The following is a 16,563-nucleotide window of genomic DNA, read 5'->3' on the forward strand; positions in this document are numbered from 1 at the left end:
TCAATAAACACTTGCGGACTTGCGATGGTGGACAGCAGTTATACCATCTTGATTGAGAACCTTACCGTTATTCACCGTCGCATAAACTAACCAGTGATCTCCCACTTCCATGCGACTTTGTACAGTACATTCCAAGTAAGCCAAGGCACCATTTAAAATTACACCCCCATTCCCCTCAGTGATGTCTAAACCCTTAAATCTGTCCTGTCCGGGTTCGTAAACCTTCATAAAATGTTTACGTATTTCCCGTCCTTCAGCTAGAATATTAACAATAAATGGATTACTTGTATGGGTCAGGTTTTCCATGGCCCGGTCCTTAGCCACTGCAATAGTCAATCCGGGAGGATTAAAACTGGCTTGTGTTACCCAGGATGCTAACATTCCCGTTTTGATTTCTCCCTGAATTGCTGTGACCACACATAAAGAACCGACGATGCGACCCACAGCTTGTTCTACGTTAGTTGCAGGTTGTTTTGCTACTAATGATTTTTTAGTAACTCGTTTTAACGCTTGGGCAAAATCTGTACCTGCTTCCTCACAGTTTTGGAGTGTGACATCATTGGGTTTAAACTTGACACGAATAGGTTCAAACCCAAATCTAAAACCAGCATCTTTCAGTTTACCTTCCAGTAGATCTACCGCTTCTCCACTCCAACCAAAGGAACCAAACACCCCTGCTAACTTATTATTGGTTGCAGTAGACAAAACAATTCCCAAAGCAGTTTGTACTGGTGTAGGTGCATGACCACCTAAAGTGGGGGAACCAATAACAAAACCCGCACATTTTTCGATCGCACTTTTAATTTCTTCTGGGTCTGCGAACTCGCAATTAATCGACTCCACCCTAACACCCGATTTTGTAATACCATGGGCGATCGCTTGGGATAGGGTAGCGGTGTTACCATAGGCGGAAGCATAGATCAATGCTACACTAAGTTCTGAATTAGTTTGTTGTTTAATCCATTCTCGATAAGAGTGCGTTAGCTCCTGCAGCCCATATCTTACTAATGGTCCGTGACCGGTAGCATATAGTCGAATTTGTAAATTTGCGAATTTATCCAAAGCAGTTTCTACTTGTCTTGGGTGGGGTGCCATGAGACAGTCGAAATAGTAACGACGATCTTCGGTAAAAACTTCCCAACCCTCGTCAAAAACCTGATCACCACACAAATGAGATCCAAACAACTTATCAGAAAAGAGAATTTCCGTTTGGGGGTCATAGGTACACAGTTGGTCTGGGTAACGGGGGTTGGGAGTGGGAATAAACTGGAGATGATGACCCTTTCCTAAATCTAGGGTTTCATCACCCCGCATGATCAAAATGGGTAAATCATCATTTTCCAATGCTGCTTTGAGGTTTTTCGCTCCTGGGTTAGAGCAGACAAAAGTGATTTGAGGAGCAATTTCTCTTAACGCTTTTAAGGTTGCAGATCGATTAGGATTGACGTGACCTAGAATTATATAGTCAATAGATTTTGGGTTAATTCTATCTTGTAATGCGTCTAAGTAAATCCTTGTAAAAGTTTCCCCCGGGGGGTCAATTATGGCAATTTTATCACTCTGAATGATAAAGGAATTAGCCGTTGTCCCCTTGGCTAAAGCATATTCAATTTCAAACCGCAATCTTGTCCAACTGCGAGAGCGTAATACGACTGTATTTGTACCAATAGGTATTATCTGTACATCACGGGGTTTATTAATTAACATAGTATCTCCAAGACTTCAAGTGTGATTTAAAGTGTATGGGGTGCGCCTGGTTAACGCCCCCAAAATTGGCGAATTAGGGATTAGTAGTGATTACCAACTTTACGATGGTGAACTGCTGTGAGTGAGTTTGGTTTAGACACTCTTCCCGCATAGACGGTGCTATATACCGCCCAATGATCACCACAGTCCATCCGACTCACCACTTCACATTCCATATAAGCTAAAGCATCACTTAAAATCGGAGCACCATTTTCTGCTAGTTGGGTTTTTACACCTTCAAACCGATCCGCACCTGGAGCAAATCGCTTTAAAAAGTGCTTCATCAATGTTTGATAGTTACCTTCTTCTAAAACATTGAGGACAAACCGATCTCCTACTTGCATCAGAGATTCTATGGCCCGATCTTTAGCTACCGCAATGGAAAAACCTAGGGGTTTAAAACTGGCCTGACTTACCCAGGAGGCCAACATAGCACTGGAAACCCCACCTTTTTTGGCGGTGATGATATATAAACCACCACTAATCCTCCCCAGGGCTTTATCTAAATCAGCACCCAAGGATTTCATCGTTTTGATGCTTTTCTCTTTGGTAACTAACTGTCCTAGGTCAGTCCCAGCTTCCTCGCATTTTTTGTATGTGTTTTCTGTTGGTGTTTCTCGTATCTCAATCACGGGGAAACCAATCATTAAACCCGCAGCTCGGAATTTATTTAACAGTGGGTAGGTGGGTTCATCATCTCCACCACCAGTTTCAAAAATACCAATGGCTTGTTTTTCACTAGCTGACCCTAAAACGGTACCCAATGCAGCTTGCACGCTGAGACTACTAGAAACTGGGGACATTCCTATAACTAATCCCTTACAGCGTCCCACTAATTCCCGTAACTCCTGTAGGTCCACTGCTCCACCCATATCGACCATCTCTACCCCTACACCCGTCTTGACTACCCCGTTAGCAATGGATTGGGCCAGGCGATCGCTATAACCGTACTCAGAAACATAGAATATACCTACTACGCTTTCCGCTTTGGTTTGACTTTGACTCCAGGTGCGATAACGTCCCGTTAATTCCTCCACGTTGTGGTACAACAGAGGCCCGTGACCGGTAGCAATCATTTTGATATGTTTCAATTCTGCCATCCGCTTTATAGCAGATAACACAGAGCGGGAGTTGGGTCCCATGAGACAGTCATAGTAGTATTTGAAGTCTTCTTCAATGGTGGCTAAATCGTCATCGAATGTGCTTTCTGAACAGTAGTGCATGCCAAAAGCATCACAGGTATATAGGGTTTCTGTATGGTGATCGAAACTAAAAATGGTATCAGGCCAGTGTAAATTAGGAGCTATGACAAATTCCAATTCATGACCATTTCCCAGAGACAAGCGATCGCCATTTTTAACAATTCGACGTTTAAATGGTTGATGTACCAAATCTTCTAAAAATTGAATTGCTACTTTAGAGCCAACCACGGTAATATCAGGAGCTTTTTGCAATAGATCCTTAACCAATCCGCTGTGATCTGGTTCTGTATGGCTGATAATCAGATAGTTTATATCCTGGGGATTGATTAAGCTAGTGAGGGTGTCAAAATATAGCTGACGGAACTTTTCATGGGAGGTGTCAACTAGAGCTATCTGCTCACCGCGAATGAGAAACGAGTTATAAGTTGTACCATTTTGTAACCCAAACTCAATATCAAAACGGTCCCTATCCCAGTCCAAGGAGCGGATAGCTGTGGTGTCTTGAGCAATTTCTACAGTCTGTATGGTCAGACGTTTGACAGGAGCTTGTTTTTCCTGTCCAGCATCAGTGAGCAATACCATAACTCCCCTCCTTAATTTCTTTTGAGCATTAATTCCTCTACTCTTGATTGTGACACGGTTTCCATGTTAGTGTTTATTAAAAAACCTATGGCTGAGTTAAGAAACTTAAAACTGTGAAACTGAATAGCAGATCAGAAGTTAGGGATGATTTTGTGCTAGGATTGGCGGTTGGCAACTCCCATTTACACTGGGGTTTATTTCTGGGGAAGAAGTTATGCTTCACCTGGGATAGTAAACATTTACCAGAAGATGTGATCTTGCAGATCCCTCAATGTCAAACCCTGGATGACCTAATTACCCTGACCACCCAATTTTCTTTTCCCTCCCACTCCCCAGCTATTTATTGCCCTCCTCCCATTTTTTTAGCCTCCGTGGTTCCCCAGGAAACTCAAAAATGGCTATCCTACTCTAACATACAAGTGATCACTTTAAATCAAGTCCCCCTAAAAGAAATATATCCTACCCTGGGTATTGATCGCGCTTTAGCTTTATTGGGTACGGGTAAAAAGTACGGATTCCCAGCTTTAGTAATTGATGCAGGTACAGCCTTAACTTTTACAGGTGTAAATGAAAATGAGTGTTTAGTTGGTGGAGCAATCTTACCCGGTCTGGGTTTACAACTAGCCAGTTTGGGAGAAAATACTGGGCAATTGCCATTATTAACAACGGGGGAAATTCTCCATTTACCACCACGGTTTGCGCTGCATACGAAAACAGCAATTCTCAGTGGAGTTATTTACATGTTGTTGGCGGGAATCCAGGATTTTATTGATCATTGGTTTTCCTTATTCCCCCACAGTCAAATTGCTATTACTGGAGGGGATGGAACGTTATTAACAGACCTTTTAATTCAACTATCTCCCTCTCTAGGAAAGAGGTTAATTCCAGACCCACATCTCATCCTGTGGGGGATTGAAGAAGTCTTGAGAAACCACTCAAACTCTGAAAAAGTCTAGGATATATTGAGCTACTACACCTGTACAGGTTTGGGGTAAGTTGTTTTCTCCATGGGTAATGATTTTTAACTGAGATTGTGAAATTCTAGAGGCATAAATCTTGCTCTTCTCCAGATTTTCTCTCCCATCCTGACCACCTTGCAAAATCAAACAAGGTAGTTGTAAGTTGACCAAATCATTGCTTACTAATTCGCTGTCAATTTCCCTAAATTGCCGATTGAATAACAATTGGCAAGCTGTAGGATGGTCCGAGAATTTGTGGTGTAATTCCAAGTATTTATTTATTTTGTTTTGGCAACCTAGTATTTTAATTATCAGGTTTAACTTCTTATTTAACCAGCTCAATACTGCAAATAATAAAGAAGGAGTATTAGCTAAACACAGCATATCTGAGCAAATTTTTTCTAACTTGTCTGTCTTTACACCCTCTGGCTGTAATAACAATAAACCAATAACATGATTGGGATATTTCAAAGCATAACTGGTGGCAATCCAAGCTCCCAAGGAATCCCCTACTAAATAAAACCGCTCTAACTTCAAAGATCTTACAAACTCATTTAAACATTCTACTTGTAAGCGAATTGAATGATGTGCACTAGGATTGGCGGATGTACCAAAACCTAATAAGTCTGGTGCAAAACAATGGAATTTATCAGCTATTAAACTCATTACCTGTATCCACTGACTACCATCATTCCAAGCTCCGTGTAATAGGATAATAGGGATTCCTTCACCTATTTCATGCCAGAATAAAAGTCCTTGGGGAAGTTTGATCCGGGAGTTACGGAATGGGTTTGTATATAACATAATCCATTTAAGCAATGCTAGGGTTGAGTTTTAAGTAGTATAAAAAGGTTAAGTAGAAAAATTATAGGCTTAAATTAAGCCAATGTGGTTAAACCACTCAAGTAGTCTTGTAACTGCTGATAGTGATCATGGGACATGGGGGTTAGGGGAAGGGACGTGGGAGGAAAAGCTTGAATTTCTAGAACTTCTAGGTCATCTTGAATGTTCATTTCTCCTTCTACTTCTGCTTCTACTACAACACAAATTGAGTGAATTCTAGGATCTCGCTCCCAAGAAGAATAAACTCCCACTAAGCGTCGAATCTTTACCAGTTCTAGTCCTGTCTCTTCCCTCAACTCTCGACGGACCACACTGGGAATATCTTCTCCCCAATCCACTATACCACCAGGTAAAGCCCAACATCCATCATCACTACGACGAATCAAGACGATTTTACCATCGGGCAAGGTTGCAATAATACTCGTCCCTGGAATGGGGTGACGAAAAATAATGCCTAGTATAGTTTTGACAACGCGCCCCAATTTAAGTGGGGAATAAATCAACGACTTAAAAAAGTTCACTGTGTACTGATTCATCGAAAATCAACTACAGTAATTTTAATATGGTTTCCGAATATGGCTGAATTATTTATTTTGAAACTCCGCTCAGGTGGCTATGACCAGGAAATCCTTACATTTAGCTTGACATACCCCATTCACATGCGATATACTAGGGCACTGTTTAAAGATTAATATTTTCCACACTAGGCACCAAAGTGTATCAATTACATAGGTAGCTGGATATGACCTAAGTGTGGTTGCTCTTGTTGTTTATTCATGAGGTGAATATGGCCAAGCGCCGTAACCCCAAAAAAGAAAAGGCGCTACGGAACCAGGCTTATGCCAGAAAGTTTCGTAAACGGACTACTACAGGAAAAATGCAAAGAAGGTTCCAACAAAGACCATCTAAGGGTGAAGATGATGAAACAGTAGCAGCAGCAATGGATGCAGCTGATTAAATTATCTGTTTGATTTAACTCTCCTGTGCATGAATTCGCACTTGACTCAATAAAGCGAATGGAATTGGAATGTTGCCAGTCCATTCGCTTTATTGTCAACCAGTTGTTTTTAAGGATAAAATCCTAGCTTGGGTAGTCCCAGACTCTCGTCCCATCCCATCATGATGTTCATACATTGAATTGCCTGTCCTGCTTGACCTTTAATTAGGTTGTCAATGGCCGAGGTCACGATTACACGACTAGTTCGTGGATCTACTTCTATGCCTATATAACATGTGTTGCTACCACAAGCCCATTTAGTTTGCGGATAAACTCCACTATCACAGATTTTAACCCAACTAGAATTACGGTAAAATGCAGTATAAATAGTCCTTAAATCATCCCTAACTAAACCAGGATCTCGGAGATTGGCGTACACAGTGGCCAGAATTCCCCGAACCATGGGAATTAAATGGGGAGTAAATTGAATTCTCACCTCCTGTCTGGCTAAGTCACTACAAATTTGCTCAATTTCTGGGGTGTGACGATGACAAGCAATGTTGTATGCAGCTAGGGAGTTATCTGCTTCTGCTAACAATAGATTGATTTTGCCCTGTCTACCACCACCGGATGTTCCTGATTTAGCGTCAATAATTGCTGTTTCTGGAACTACTAAACCCTGTTTCAGTAGGGGAGCTAATGCTAATAAACTGGCGGTGGGATAACAACCAGGACAACCGACTAAACTTGATTCGGCAATTTTGTCTCTATATAGTTCCGGTAGTCCATACACCGCTTTCTGTGCTGTCAAGCGATCGCTCCTTTGTGTACCATACCAAGTTGTATAAGTTGTCAAATCAGTGAAACGATAATCAGCACTTAGGTCTAATACTTTACAACCTTTTTCTAAAAGTTTTGGTGCAATATCACAAGCCAAACCATTAGGTAGGGAAAGAAATACCACTTCACAGCGACTAGTAATCAGTTCTGTGTCTACCGCTTCAATACTTAGATTGAGTATGCTTCCTATATGAGGGTATAAATCAGCAAATGTTTTACCAGCACTGCTTTCACCACCTAGGTATACCAGTTCTATCTGTGGATGATCCATCAGTAGTCTAACTAGTTGCACTCCCCCGTAACCTGAGGCGCCAACAATTCCAACTGGTATGCGCCTAAAATTATTCATTTTGTAAAATCCTCATCCAGTTTGGGTAATATCAGTAATGTCATATAATACCACCTAATAATATTACGGTTGAGTCTTCTCAACACCCAAACTAGAATTATTGGCAACTGAGTCACCACAAATAGGCTACAATTAGAAATCAGAAGGTCTTACAAAATTCACTTTGGTAGCTAGAAATTTGCTGTGTCTCAGTCCAATAATAACCAAACCTTTAAATTTGATCCTATTAATGCCGCTTTAGCAGACCTCAAGTCTGGTCGTGCCATTGTGGTGGTAGATGATGAAAACCGGGAAAATGAAGGCGATTTAATCTGTGCTGCTCAATTCGCTACCCCGGATATGATTAATTTTATGGCGGTAGAAGCAAGAGGGTTGATTTGCCTAGCCATGACAGGCGATCGCTTGGATGAGTTAGATCTACCATTAATGGTTAGCAATATCACAGATACTAACCAAACTGCCTTTACCGTAAGTATTGATGCTGGTCCCCATTTGGGAGTGACCACAGGTATTTCTGCAGAAGATAGGGCACGTACAATTCAAGTGGCCCTCAACCCAGCCACCCAACCCCTGGATTTGCGCCGTCCGGGTCATATTTTCCCTATCCGGGCTAAAGCAGGGGGTGTGTTAAAACGGGCAGGTCATACAGAAGCTGCTGTAGACTTAGCAAGACTGTCCGGATTATATCCCGCTGGTGTGATTTGTGAAATTCAAAATCCTGACGGGTCTATGGCTAGATTACAACAGTTGATGGAATATGCCACCCTACATCACCTGAAAATTATTAGCATTGCGGATTTAATTAGTTACCGACTACAAAATGATCGCCTCATCTATAGGGAAATAGTGACTAAACTACCCAGTCAGTTTGGGCAATTTGATATTTACGGTTATCGTCATACTTTGGATAATACAGATCATGTTGCTATTGTCAAAGGAGACCCCGCAGAATTTGGGGAGCAGCCAATTATGGTACGCATGCACTCGGAGTGTTTGACTGGGGATGCTCTGGGTTCCCTACGATGTGATTGTAGGATGCAATTACAAGCAGCATTAAAAATGATTGAAAATGCTGGTCAGGGGGTGGTTGTTTATTTGCGTCAAGAGGGAAGAGGTATAGGTTTAATTAATAAACTGAAAGCCTATTCCTTGCAGGATATGGGACTAGATACGGTGGAAGCTAACGAAAGATTGGGATTTCCAGCGGATTTGCGTGATTATGGTATGGGAGCGCAAATTTTAATGGATTTGGGAATTAAGAAAATTCGTCTGATTACTAATAACCCCCGTAAAATTGCTGGAGTTAAAGGTTACGGGTTGGAAGTGGTAGACCGTGTTCCTTTGCTCATCGAATCCAACGATTTTAACTCCTATTATTTAGCCACTAAAGCCAAAAAGTTAGGACACATGCTGTTACAAACTTATTTGGTGACTGTTGCACTGCACTGGGGAGATGAACCAGAATCTATTACCCAACGCTATGAAAGGTTGGAAAAATTGCGATACCTAGCCAGAACTAATCATCTTCTGTTACAGGAAGAAGCTAGACCCCTGGGAATTGCTTTATTTGATCAAGCATCATTGATTGCACACTTGGGCTTTGACCAGCCAAATGTAGCCGATGTAAACTGGTATCAGCAAAAAGGTCATCCTTACTTACAAGCCATGGGTCAGATATTGGACCGCCTAGTTGAGTTGCCATACATCCATAAGTTGGAATTTCTAGTCTCGTCTGGTAGTGACCCTTTGAGTAACTTACAGGTAAAGTTAGATCGCCAGCTTATTAGTTCTGATGTTAAACCCTCATCCCTTCAAGACCGTCTCCAGACACAACAGATTTATTGTTTTGGTAACTGTACCTGAAGCACCCGGGCGGCTATTGTTCCATCTGCTTGACAAGATGAGCAATTTCAGGCAGTATCAGCGCCTCCATCCCTAAACGCACTGCATTACTAGATCCAGGTAGGGAAAAAATTAGTTTATTTTTGTATGTACCAGCTACAGCACGAGAAGCGATCGCCCGGGAACCAATTTCTTGATAACTTAACCAGCGAAACAGCTCACCAAACCCCGGTAAGGTCTTTTCTAACAGACTGGCGATCGCATCGTAGGTGGTATCCCTAGGAGCAACACCCGTACCGCCATTGTAAATCACAACATTAATCTCCGTTTTATTACTGAGGTAATTGAGATGGGATTGAATTAGTGCAGGATCATCAGGGATGATGAGATAATCAGCAATAATATGGTTAGCAGTCAACAATAATTGTTGAATTAGTTGACCACTGCGATCTGTTTGGATGTTACGGGTATCACTAACAGTAATCACTGCACAGTTAGCAGTAATTGCTGTCATGTCATGGTGTGGTTGTATTTCCATGATTCCAGGTATGAAGTAGTTACTCAGATTTACTCAAACCCAAACCATTTTCTTCAGCGTAGCGATTCATAAAACGCATAAAGCGATCCCACTCCTGAGAAGTTTTGATTAAATACACCGCTTCCACAGCTTCTGGTTTACCATTAACAAATTTCCCTCTTACCTCGCGGGTAACAATTTCGCCCTCCTCGTCAATCATATACATTCCAGTGATTCCGTCAGTATTGCCTTCTTGGAGAATATCGGGGTTGACAAAGGTAAAGGTTGCTGTACCTTGGTCACCACTGCGGGATCTGGTCAACCTTACATCTGGAACTACTTTTTCGTCAGTACCTTTAGAAAACTGGATGCTTGCCATAATTAATCATTTTAAGTTTTGTGACCTATCTTCATATTTTCCCATCATGGGGACATTTTATCCACAACCACCTCTAAAACCTTTACCCTTATTTGCGGGAGGAAGACAAAGACAGTGTTCTATTTGTTGTAGTAACTTCCGTTCATCCAAGTTTTGACCTATTAAAACCAACTGATTTTTCTTTTCCCCATGCCATTGATCATCATCAATGGTGAAGCGCTTACCACAGAGGTGAAAAACATGACGGTTGGGACTCTCGTCAAACCACATAATACCCTTAGCGCGAAACACATTGGTTGGCAATTGGTTATCCAAGAAATATTGAAATTTCCTAATGGCAAAAGGTTTATCACTCTGGAAAGAAATGGAAACAAACCCGTCATTTTCTAAGTGATGAGAATGGTGGTGATGTTCGTGTTCATGATGGTCATGGTCACAACTAGAATGATCATGATGCTCATGTTTATGACTTGACGTATCAAAATATTTATCAGACTCAAATAAGCCAACACTGAGAATTAGGGCCAGGGGAACCTGGGAATTTTTAGTTCTAATAATTCTGGCACCTTCCTTAACATCATGAATCTTCCTTTCCAAGATTGTTAAAGTTGCTTCGTCAACCAAATCTATTTTATTCAGCAAAATTACATCGCCATAGACGATTTGGCTGTGGGCAGCTTGGGAATTAAATAGATCCAAGCTATAGTTTGCAGCATCAACCACAGTTATAATAGAGTCTAGCCTGGTTAGATCTCGCAACTCTGAGCCTAAAAAGGTCATGGCTACAGGCAAAGGATCTGCTAAACCCGTGGTTTCCACCACCAAATAATCTATTTTTTCTTGTCGTTCCAGGACCTGGTAAACAGCATCAACTAAGTCATTGTTAATAGTGCAACAAATACAGCCATTGCTCAATTCTACCATGTTATCGTCAGTAGTAACAATCAACTCATTATCAATACCGATTTCACCAAATTCGTTCACCAGAACAGCAGTTTTTAGACCTTGCTGATTAGTTAGAATATGGTTAAGCAGGGTAGTCTTACCACTTCCTAGAAATCCGGTAATAATTGTCACTGGTAAGCCATGTTTAGAAACAGGCATTTTGGGAGATTCTATAGTAACTGCTGAAGTCATAATGATTAATTGAGGGACTAAGGTCGAGTAGACTCATACTGAAAGAGTACCCACAAACCATTGTAAAGAACAGAAATAGTTTTGGCAAATTGACAGGAATAAGTGAAAATTGCCATTTACCCACCCTAAGATAGGCTATGATTTTGAATCATCAGATTGTCCCATTTCTCGATTATGACCCTATCTATTTATAATACTCTCACCCGTCGTCAAGAGGAATTTCAAACCGTCGAACCTGGTCAGGTTAAGATGTATTATTGTGGTGTAACAGTATATGACTATTGTCACTTGGGTCATGCTAGGGCTTGTATAGTATGGGATGTAGTCAGACGTTACTTAGAATTTATTGGTTACAGGGTACGTTATATCCAGAACTTTACAGATATTGACGATAAAATCCTCAACCGGGCCAGAAAAGAAAACTCCACCATGGAAAAAGTGGCAGAGCGTTACATAGAAGCTTACTTTGAAGATATGGGACGCTTAGGTGTCAGGGAAGCAGATGAATATCCCCGGGCGACACATACCATGAATGGTATAAAAAGGTTAATTCGAGATTTAGAAACAAGAGGTTATGCCTATCCTGCTGATGGAGATGTTTATTATGCTGTGAGAAAGTTTGATGAGTATGGCAAACTTTCAGGAAGGAAATTAGCAGATTTGCAAGCGGGTGCGAGTGAGAGAGTTAATATAGAAGATCCAGAATATCAAAAAAAGAAAGATCCCTTTGATTTTGCCCTATGGAAAGCGGCAAAACCGAGTGAGCCAGCATGGGAGTCGCCCTGGGGCAAAGGTCGTCCAGGATGGCACATAGAGTGTTCAGCCATGGTGAGAGATAGACTAGGAGACACAATAGATATTCATGCTGGTGGTGCGGACTTAATATTTCCCCATCATGAAAACGAAATTGCCCAATCAGAAGCAGTCACAGGGAAACCACTGGCAAATTATTGGTTACATAATGGTATGGTAAAAGTAGATGGGGAGAAAATGTCCAAGTCCCTGGGGAATTTTACCACCATTAGGGATTTATTAGATCGGGGGGTTGACCCCATGGCATTAAGATTATTTGTCCTCATGGCCCAATATCGCAAACCCCTAGATTTTACTGAGGAGGCGATTTTAGCAGCAACCAATGGTTGGCATACCCTGAAAGAAGGTTTATTGTTTGGTTATCACCATGGTGGGGAATTGGGTTGGGATTTGCCGTCAACCCAGGAGTGCGCTGACATAGACCAGATGGAGGTTGGGAAATTTACCAGAGCAGTGGATGATGATTTTAACTTTCCTGGTGGGTTAGCAGTTATTTTTGAGATAGCCAAAGATCTGAGGAAAGAAAGAAATATTATAGTTCATCAAGGAAAAACCGAAACCCCGTCTGCAAAATTATTGACAAAATGGCAAACACTGGTGGCTTTGACCCGGGTTTTAGGTTTAATAGCTAAACCAGAGGAGCCAAAAACCATAGATGAAAGTTTAAGTGATAAAGCAATTGAACAGTTAGTACAGAAAAGACAGGAAGCGAGAAAAGCCAAAGACTTTGCTGAATCTGACCGTATCAGGGAGGAACTAAAAGCAAAGGGTATCACCCTAATAGACAGCAAAGAGGGGACTCGTTGGCAAAGGGAACAGGCTTTTTAACGCATTAATCAACTAAACCAATATTAGTAACATGTGGAAAGAATTAACACAAGCTATTGATCAGTTTGACATTACCGTGGATTGGATAGGGATTCGTGCTGTCAAAGAAGTTGCAAGAGATTACTATGTCAGAGATAGTCTACCCAGAAGTAATGGTAAATCCCTAACAATGGGAGCAATGATAGAGATTATGGTTAATGGTAGTATAGGTTACGCCGCTACTAACTGCCTAACCTCATTGTCACTCAAGAATGCAGCTAAAATAGCTTATCAACAGGCAATTGCAGCTAGTAAATTTCGGATATATCCCCTAGAAAAAAACACCCGTCCAGCAATGGTTGGCGAATATAATACACCACTGGATCAACCATTAAATTTTCTGAATCCAGGGGAAATAAATGATTTACTAATCCGTATTTGTCACGGACTAAAAATTAGTGATCAAATAGTGCAAACTAGTGCCCAGATTAACACAAGTGAAAAAGAGACCTGGTTTGTGAGTAGTAATGGTTCAGAGATTTACCAGAAAATCACTTCTGTGGGCAATCATTTTGGGGTGATAGCCCAGGATGGTCGAGTAGTACAACAACGAAGTAATCATGGAATGCACGCCAACTGTTATCAAGGCGGATGGGAAGTATTACAACAAGATAAATTATGGAATAGGGTTCAACAAATTAGTGAACAAGCCATAGAATTATTAAATGCTCCAGAATGTCCCAACCTAGAGACAAATTTGGTCTTAGCACCAGATCAAATGATGCTACAAATTCATGAAAGTGTGGGACATCCCCTAGAAATAGATCGCATTTTAGGTGATGAACGGAACTACGCGGGTGGTAGTTTTGTGAACCCAGAGGATTTTGGCAAATTACAATATGGCTCACCTTTAATGAATATTACCTTTGATCCCACTGTTGAAGGAGAATCGGCTAGTTATCAATTTGATGATACTGGTGCAAAAGCTACAAAACAATATCTAATTCAAGATGGTATTTTGCAAAGGGGTTTGGGCAGTTTAGAAAGTCAAGCTCGTTCTGGTTTACCAGGAGTAGCTTGTGCTCGCGCTTGCTCTTGGAATCGTCCACCAATTGATAGAATGGCTAACCTTAATTTAGAGCCAGGGGATACTAGTTTTGGGGAAATGATTGAGGGTATAGAACATGGTGTTTATATGGAGTCCAATCGCTCTTGGTCCATAGATGATCTTCGCCATAAGTTCCAATTTGGGTGTGAATATGCCAAACTAATTGAAAATGGTCAACTGACAAAAACTTTAAGAAATCCCAATTACAGAGCAACAACACCACAATTTTGGCATAGTTTAGTCCAGGTGGGTAATTTTGAGAATTGGCAAATGTATGGCACGCCATTTTGTGGGAAGGGAGAGCCAAATCAAGCTATATGGGTAGGTCATGGTTCACCCCCTTGTGTGTTTACAAATATAGAAGTTTTTGGTGGAGGGTAAGATGGAAGTAGATGGTTTCAAATTAGAAAAAAACTTTCATAATCTTAGGGAAATGCTGTTAAGCAAAAAATCAGATCAGGAAGATTTTACACTTAATCTTAGCAGTGAAAGGAGTCAGTTTACCCGGTTTAATCAGGGAAAAGTTAGACAAACGGGAGTAGTGTATGATGGTTCTGTGCATTTAACTTTAATGGCTGATCATCGCAGTAGTTTTTGTCATTTTCCCTTCACTGGTAATTGGGAGATAGATCGGGAAGTTGCATGTCAAAATTTAGAAGAACTAAGGGAAGAAATCTCCATGTTACCAGTAGATCCCTACATAGTTTTACCAGGGGGAGAGGGAAGCATTAGGGAAATACATAGAGGTGAATTATTAGCACCAGAAAAAGTGCCCGATAGCATTTTAACATCCCTAGAAAATTTAGATTTTACTGGTATGTATGCTGGGGGTATCATTATAAGGGGATATGGAGATTCTAGAGGAAAAAGCCATTGGTTTGTTACCAATTCTTTTAATTTAGATTATTCTTTAATTATTGCACCGAAAAAAGCAGTCAAAGCCACCTTTGCTGGGAGAGAATGGAAACAATCAGCATACATTGATAAAATCGCGGATGGCAAAAAACAATTGTCTTTATTATCCCGTGAACCTAGGAAACTGCCCAGGGGTAAATATAGAACCTACTTTGCTCCTGGTGCGGTAGCTGAACTATTGGATATGTTATCTTGGGGTGCTATTAGTGAATCTTCTATACAGCAGGGTAATAGTGCTTTAGCACCATTGTCAAGAGGTGAAAAACAGCTTTCACCCAAGTTTAATTTAAAGGAGAACTTTAGCGCTGGTTTGACCCCCAGATTTAACAGTTTAGGAGAAATATCACCACAGGAATTAACCCTAATCGAAAATGGGGGTTTAGTCAATAGTTTGGTCAATTCCCGCACTGCTAAGGAATATAATAAAGTCAGCAATGCTGCAAACAGTTCAGAAACATTACGCTCCCCCGAAATCAAGATAGGCAACTTGGATTTTGGAGATATTCTGGCCAGTTTAGGAACTGGGTTATATGTTTCCAATTTACATTATTTAAACTGGAGCAACCGTCAAACTGGTAGAATCACCGGAATGACCAGGTATGCTTGTTTTTGGGTAGAAGATGGAGAGATGGTCGCCCCCATAGAAAACCTGCGTTTTGATGAAAGTTTGTATGACTTTTGGGGAGAAAAATTAGTTGATTTTACCAACTTTCAAGATCTAATCCCTGAAGTAAGTACATACACTAAACGTCAATTGGGTGGTAGTTTAGTACCTGGAATGTTGGTTGAGGACTTTAGTTATAGTTTCTAGAGCCAGATGTTTTTAAAAACCGATCTGGAAAATTTCCGGACTTCATCTAGTTTCAATTGTAAACGTAAAGGTGGTTAGTTAAACACCAAGGTTGATAGGTAAAAGCGAGGGTTGGATGGGCGGATCACCTCCATCCCTTATAGTTTTTTATTTTGACGACACCTTTACTTAATATTGCACACGGCAAGATACTTTCATCCCTCGTTCTTGCTCATTTGCTACCGAAAATTTTATTTTCTGTGCCAATTTTGCGTTGAAGACAAAATAATTATCATCAATAATTGTATTTAACTCTCCATTCCCCTATCTACATTTTTAGCAAACCCTGTCTAGGAGTGATTGAATATGGCTAATCTCAACCCATCCCATGGTAGTAAACAGCTTTTGGCAGGTTACTGTGGCATTATTTTCGGTGGCTTTGGTATTCATAAATTTATCCTTGGTTATGCGCCCGAAGGTTTTATTATGTTGGTTATTTCTGTAGTTGGCGGTTCTCTCACATTTGGATTGACATTGATTATTATGCAACTGATTGGTCTCATTGAAGGTATGATTTACCTGAATAAAAACCATGAGGATTTTGTTGATACTTATTTTATTGGTAAACAGCGCTGGTTTTAATACCCCCTAATCATCCCTATTCTCTACTGTTACAAATTATTTCAAATTATTTCAAATATGCGGATACTGAGACATCAAAACCTGGCTGGACCTATACTATTTATTGTGTCCGTCACTTATTTTACAGCCATGTCTACTTGGGAAACTAACTATTT

At 40.8% G+C, this 16,563-nt stretch carries 15 protein-coding genes; 7 read left to right on the forward strand and 8 right to left on the reverse strand.

The genetic code is table 11. The features are described 5' to 3' along the window. Window positions 1-1,707 carry a diflavin flavoprotein gene (locus tag IAR63_RS03875; RefSeq protein WP_187706649.1) on the reverse strand — a complete coding sequence of 569 codons (1,707 nt, stop codon included), beginning with the start codon at window positions 1,705-1,707 and terminating at the stop codon, window positions 1-3. Window positions 1,708-1,787: 80 nt separating this feature from the next. Beyond that, a complete protein-coding gene (locus IAR63_RS03880; RefSeq protein ID WP_187706650.1) occupies window positions 1,788-3,530 on the reverse strand; it encodes a diflavin flavoprotein in 1,743 nt (580 codons plus the stop codon). Window positions 3,531-3,643: 113 nt separating this feature from the next. On the opposite strand from IAR63_RS03880, the gene IAR63_RS03885 reads away from it, so the two are divergent. Next, on the forward strand, window positions 3,644-4,486 hold the full coding sequence (locus IAR63_RS03885) for a pantothenate kinase (protein WP_187706651.1): 843 nt from the start codon (window positions 3,644-3,646) through the stop codon (window positions 4,484-4,486). On the opposite strand, the gene IAR63_RS03890 is transcribed toward IAR63_RS03885, so the two are convergent. Together IAR63_RS03890 and IAR63_RS03895 are read right to left on the reverse strand one after the other, a co-directional pair. Then, complete coding sequence (locus tag IAR63_RS03890) at window positions 4,466-5,293, reverse strand: alpha/beta fold hydrolase (protein ID WP_187706652.1); 828 nt, start codon at window positions 5,291-5,293, stop codon at window positions 4,466-4,468. The genes IAR63_RS03885 and IAR63_RS03890 overlap by 21 nt on opposite strands. Window positions 5,294-5,367: 74 nt before the next feature. Then, window positions 5,368-5,868: an NUDIX hydrolase gene (locus tag IAR63_RS03895; protein WP_187706653.1), complete on the reverse strand. Its 501-nt coding sequence runs from the start codon at window positions 5,866-5,868 to the stop codon at window positions 5,368-5,370. Between the two features lie 251 nt (window positions 5,869-6,119). On the opposite strand from IAR63_RS03895, the gene IAR63_RS03900 reads away from it, so the two are divergent. After that, window positions 6,120-6,290: a hypothetical protein gene (locus IAR63_RS03900; protein ID WP_006276561.1), complete on the forward strand. Its 171-nt coding sequence runs from the start codon at window positions 6,120-6,122 to the stop codon at window positions 6,288-6,290. 109 nt (window positions 6,291-6,399) lie between these two features. On the opposite strand, the gene argC is transcribed toward IAR63_RS03900, so the two are convergent. Beyond that, the gene (argC, locus tag IAR63_RS03905) at window positions 6,400-7,458 is read right to left on the reverse strand and encodes an N-acetyl-gamma-glutamyl-phosphate reductase (RefSeq protein WP_187706654.1); all 1,059 of its coding nucleotides are present in this window, start codon (window positions 7,456-7,458) and stop codon (window positions 6,400-6,402) included. A gap of 183 nt (window positions 7,459-7,641) precedes the next feature. On the opposite strand from argC, the gene ribBA reads away from it, so the two are divergent. Beyond that, window positions 7,642-9,321 (forward strand): bifunctional 3,4-dihydroxy-2-butanone-4-phosphate synthase/GTP cyclohydrolase II, encoded by a 1,680-nt coding sequence (gene ribBA, locus IAR63_RS03910; RefSeq protein ID WP_187706655.1) that lies wholly within the window; start codon window positions 7,642-7,644, stop codon window positions 9,319-9,321. A gap of 13 nt (window positions 9,322-9,334) precedes the next feature. On the opposite strand, the gene IAR63_RS03915 is transcribed toward ribBA, so the two are convergent. Genes IAR63_RS03915 through IAR63_RS03925 form a run of 3 tightly spaced genes read right to left on the reverse strand, consistent with a single transcriptional unit; the run spans window position 9,335 to window position 11,333 of the window. Continuing rightward, window positions 9,335-9,838, reverse strand: a complete 504-nt coding sequence (locus IAR63_RS03915) for a MogA/MoaB family molybdenum cofactor biosynthesis protein (RefSeq protein WP_187706656.1) — start codon at window positions 9,836-9,838, stop codon at window positions 9,335-9,337. A gap of 19 nt (window positions 9,839-9,857) precedes the next feature. Then, a complete protein-coding gene (gene psb28 / locus IAR63_RS03920; protein WP_006276565.1) occupies window positions 9,858-10,196 on the reverse strand; it encodes a photosystem II reaction center protein Psb28 in 339 nt (112 codons plus the stop codon). A 57-nt stretch (window positions 10,197-10,253) separates the two neighbouring features. Further along, window positions 10,254-11,333, reverse strand: a complete 1,080-nt coding sequence (locus IAR63_RS03925) for a CobW family GTP-binding protein (RefSeq protein ID WP_187706657.1) — start codon at window positions 11,331-11,333, stop codon at window positions 10,254-10,256. Window positions 11,334-11,507: 174 nt separating this feature from the next. Between IAR63_RS03925 and cysS the strand changes: the two genes are divergently transcribed. The 4 genes from cysS to IAR63_RS03945 all read left to right on the forward strand — a co-directional run bounded on the left by cysS (window position 11,508) and on the right by IAR63_RS03945 (window position 16,408). Further along, on the forward strand, window positions 11,508-12,974 hold the full coding sequence (cysS, locus tag IAR63_RS03930; RefSeq protein WP_187706658.1) for a cysteine--tRNA ligase: 1,467 nt from the start codon (window positions 11,508-11,510) through the stop codon (window positions 12,972-12,974). 31 nt (window positions 12,975-13,005) lie between these two features. After that, window positions 13,006-14,442: a TldD/PmbA family protein gene (locus tag IAR63_RS03935; protein WP_187706659.1), complete on the forward strand. Its 1,437-nt coding sequence runs from the start codon at window positions 13,006-13,008 to the stop codon at window positions 14,440-14,442. 1 nt (window position 14,443) lies between these two features. Further along, entirely contained in the window at window positions 14,444-15,787 is a 1,344-nt protein-coding gene (locus IAR63_RS03940; RefSeq protein WP_187706660.1) for a TldD/PmbA family protein, read from the forward strand. Between the two features lie 345 nt (window positions 15,788-16,132). Continuing rightward, on the forward strand, window positions 16,133-16,408 hold the full coding sequence (locus tag IAR63_RS03945; RefSeq protein ID WP_006276570.1) for a TM2 domain-containing protein: 276 nt from the start codon (window positions 16,133-16,135) through the stop codon (window positions 16,406-16,408). Window positions 16,409-16,563 lie beyond the last annotated feature (155 nt).

Source organism: Cylindrospermopsis curvispora GIHE-G1 (genome assembly GCF_014489415.1).
In the GTDB taxonomy this organism is placed as follows: Bacteria; Cyanobacteriota; Cyanobacteriia; order Cyanobacteriales; family Nostocaceae; genus Raphidiopsis; species Raphidiopsis curvispora_A.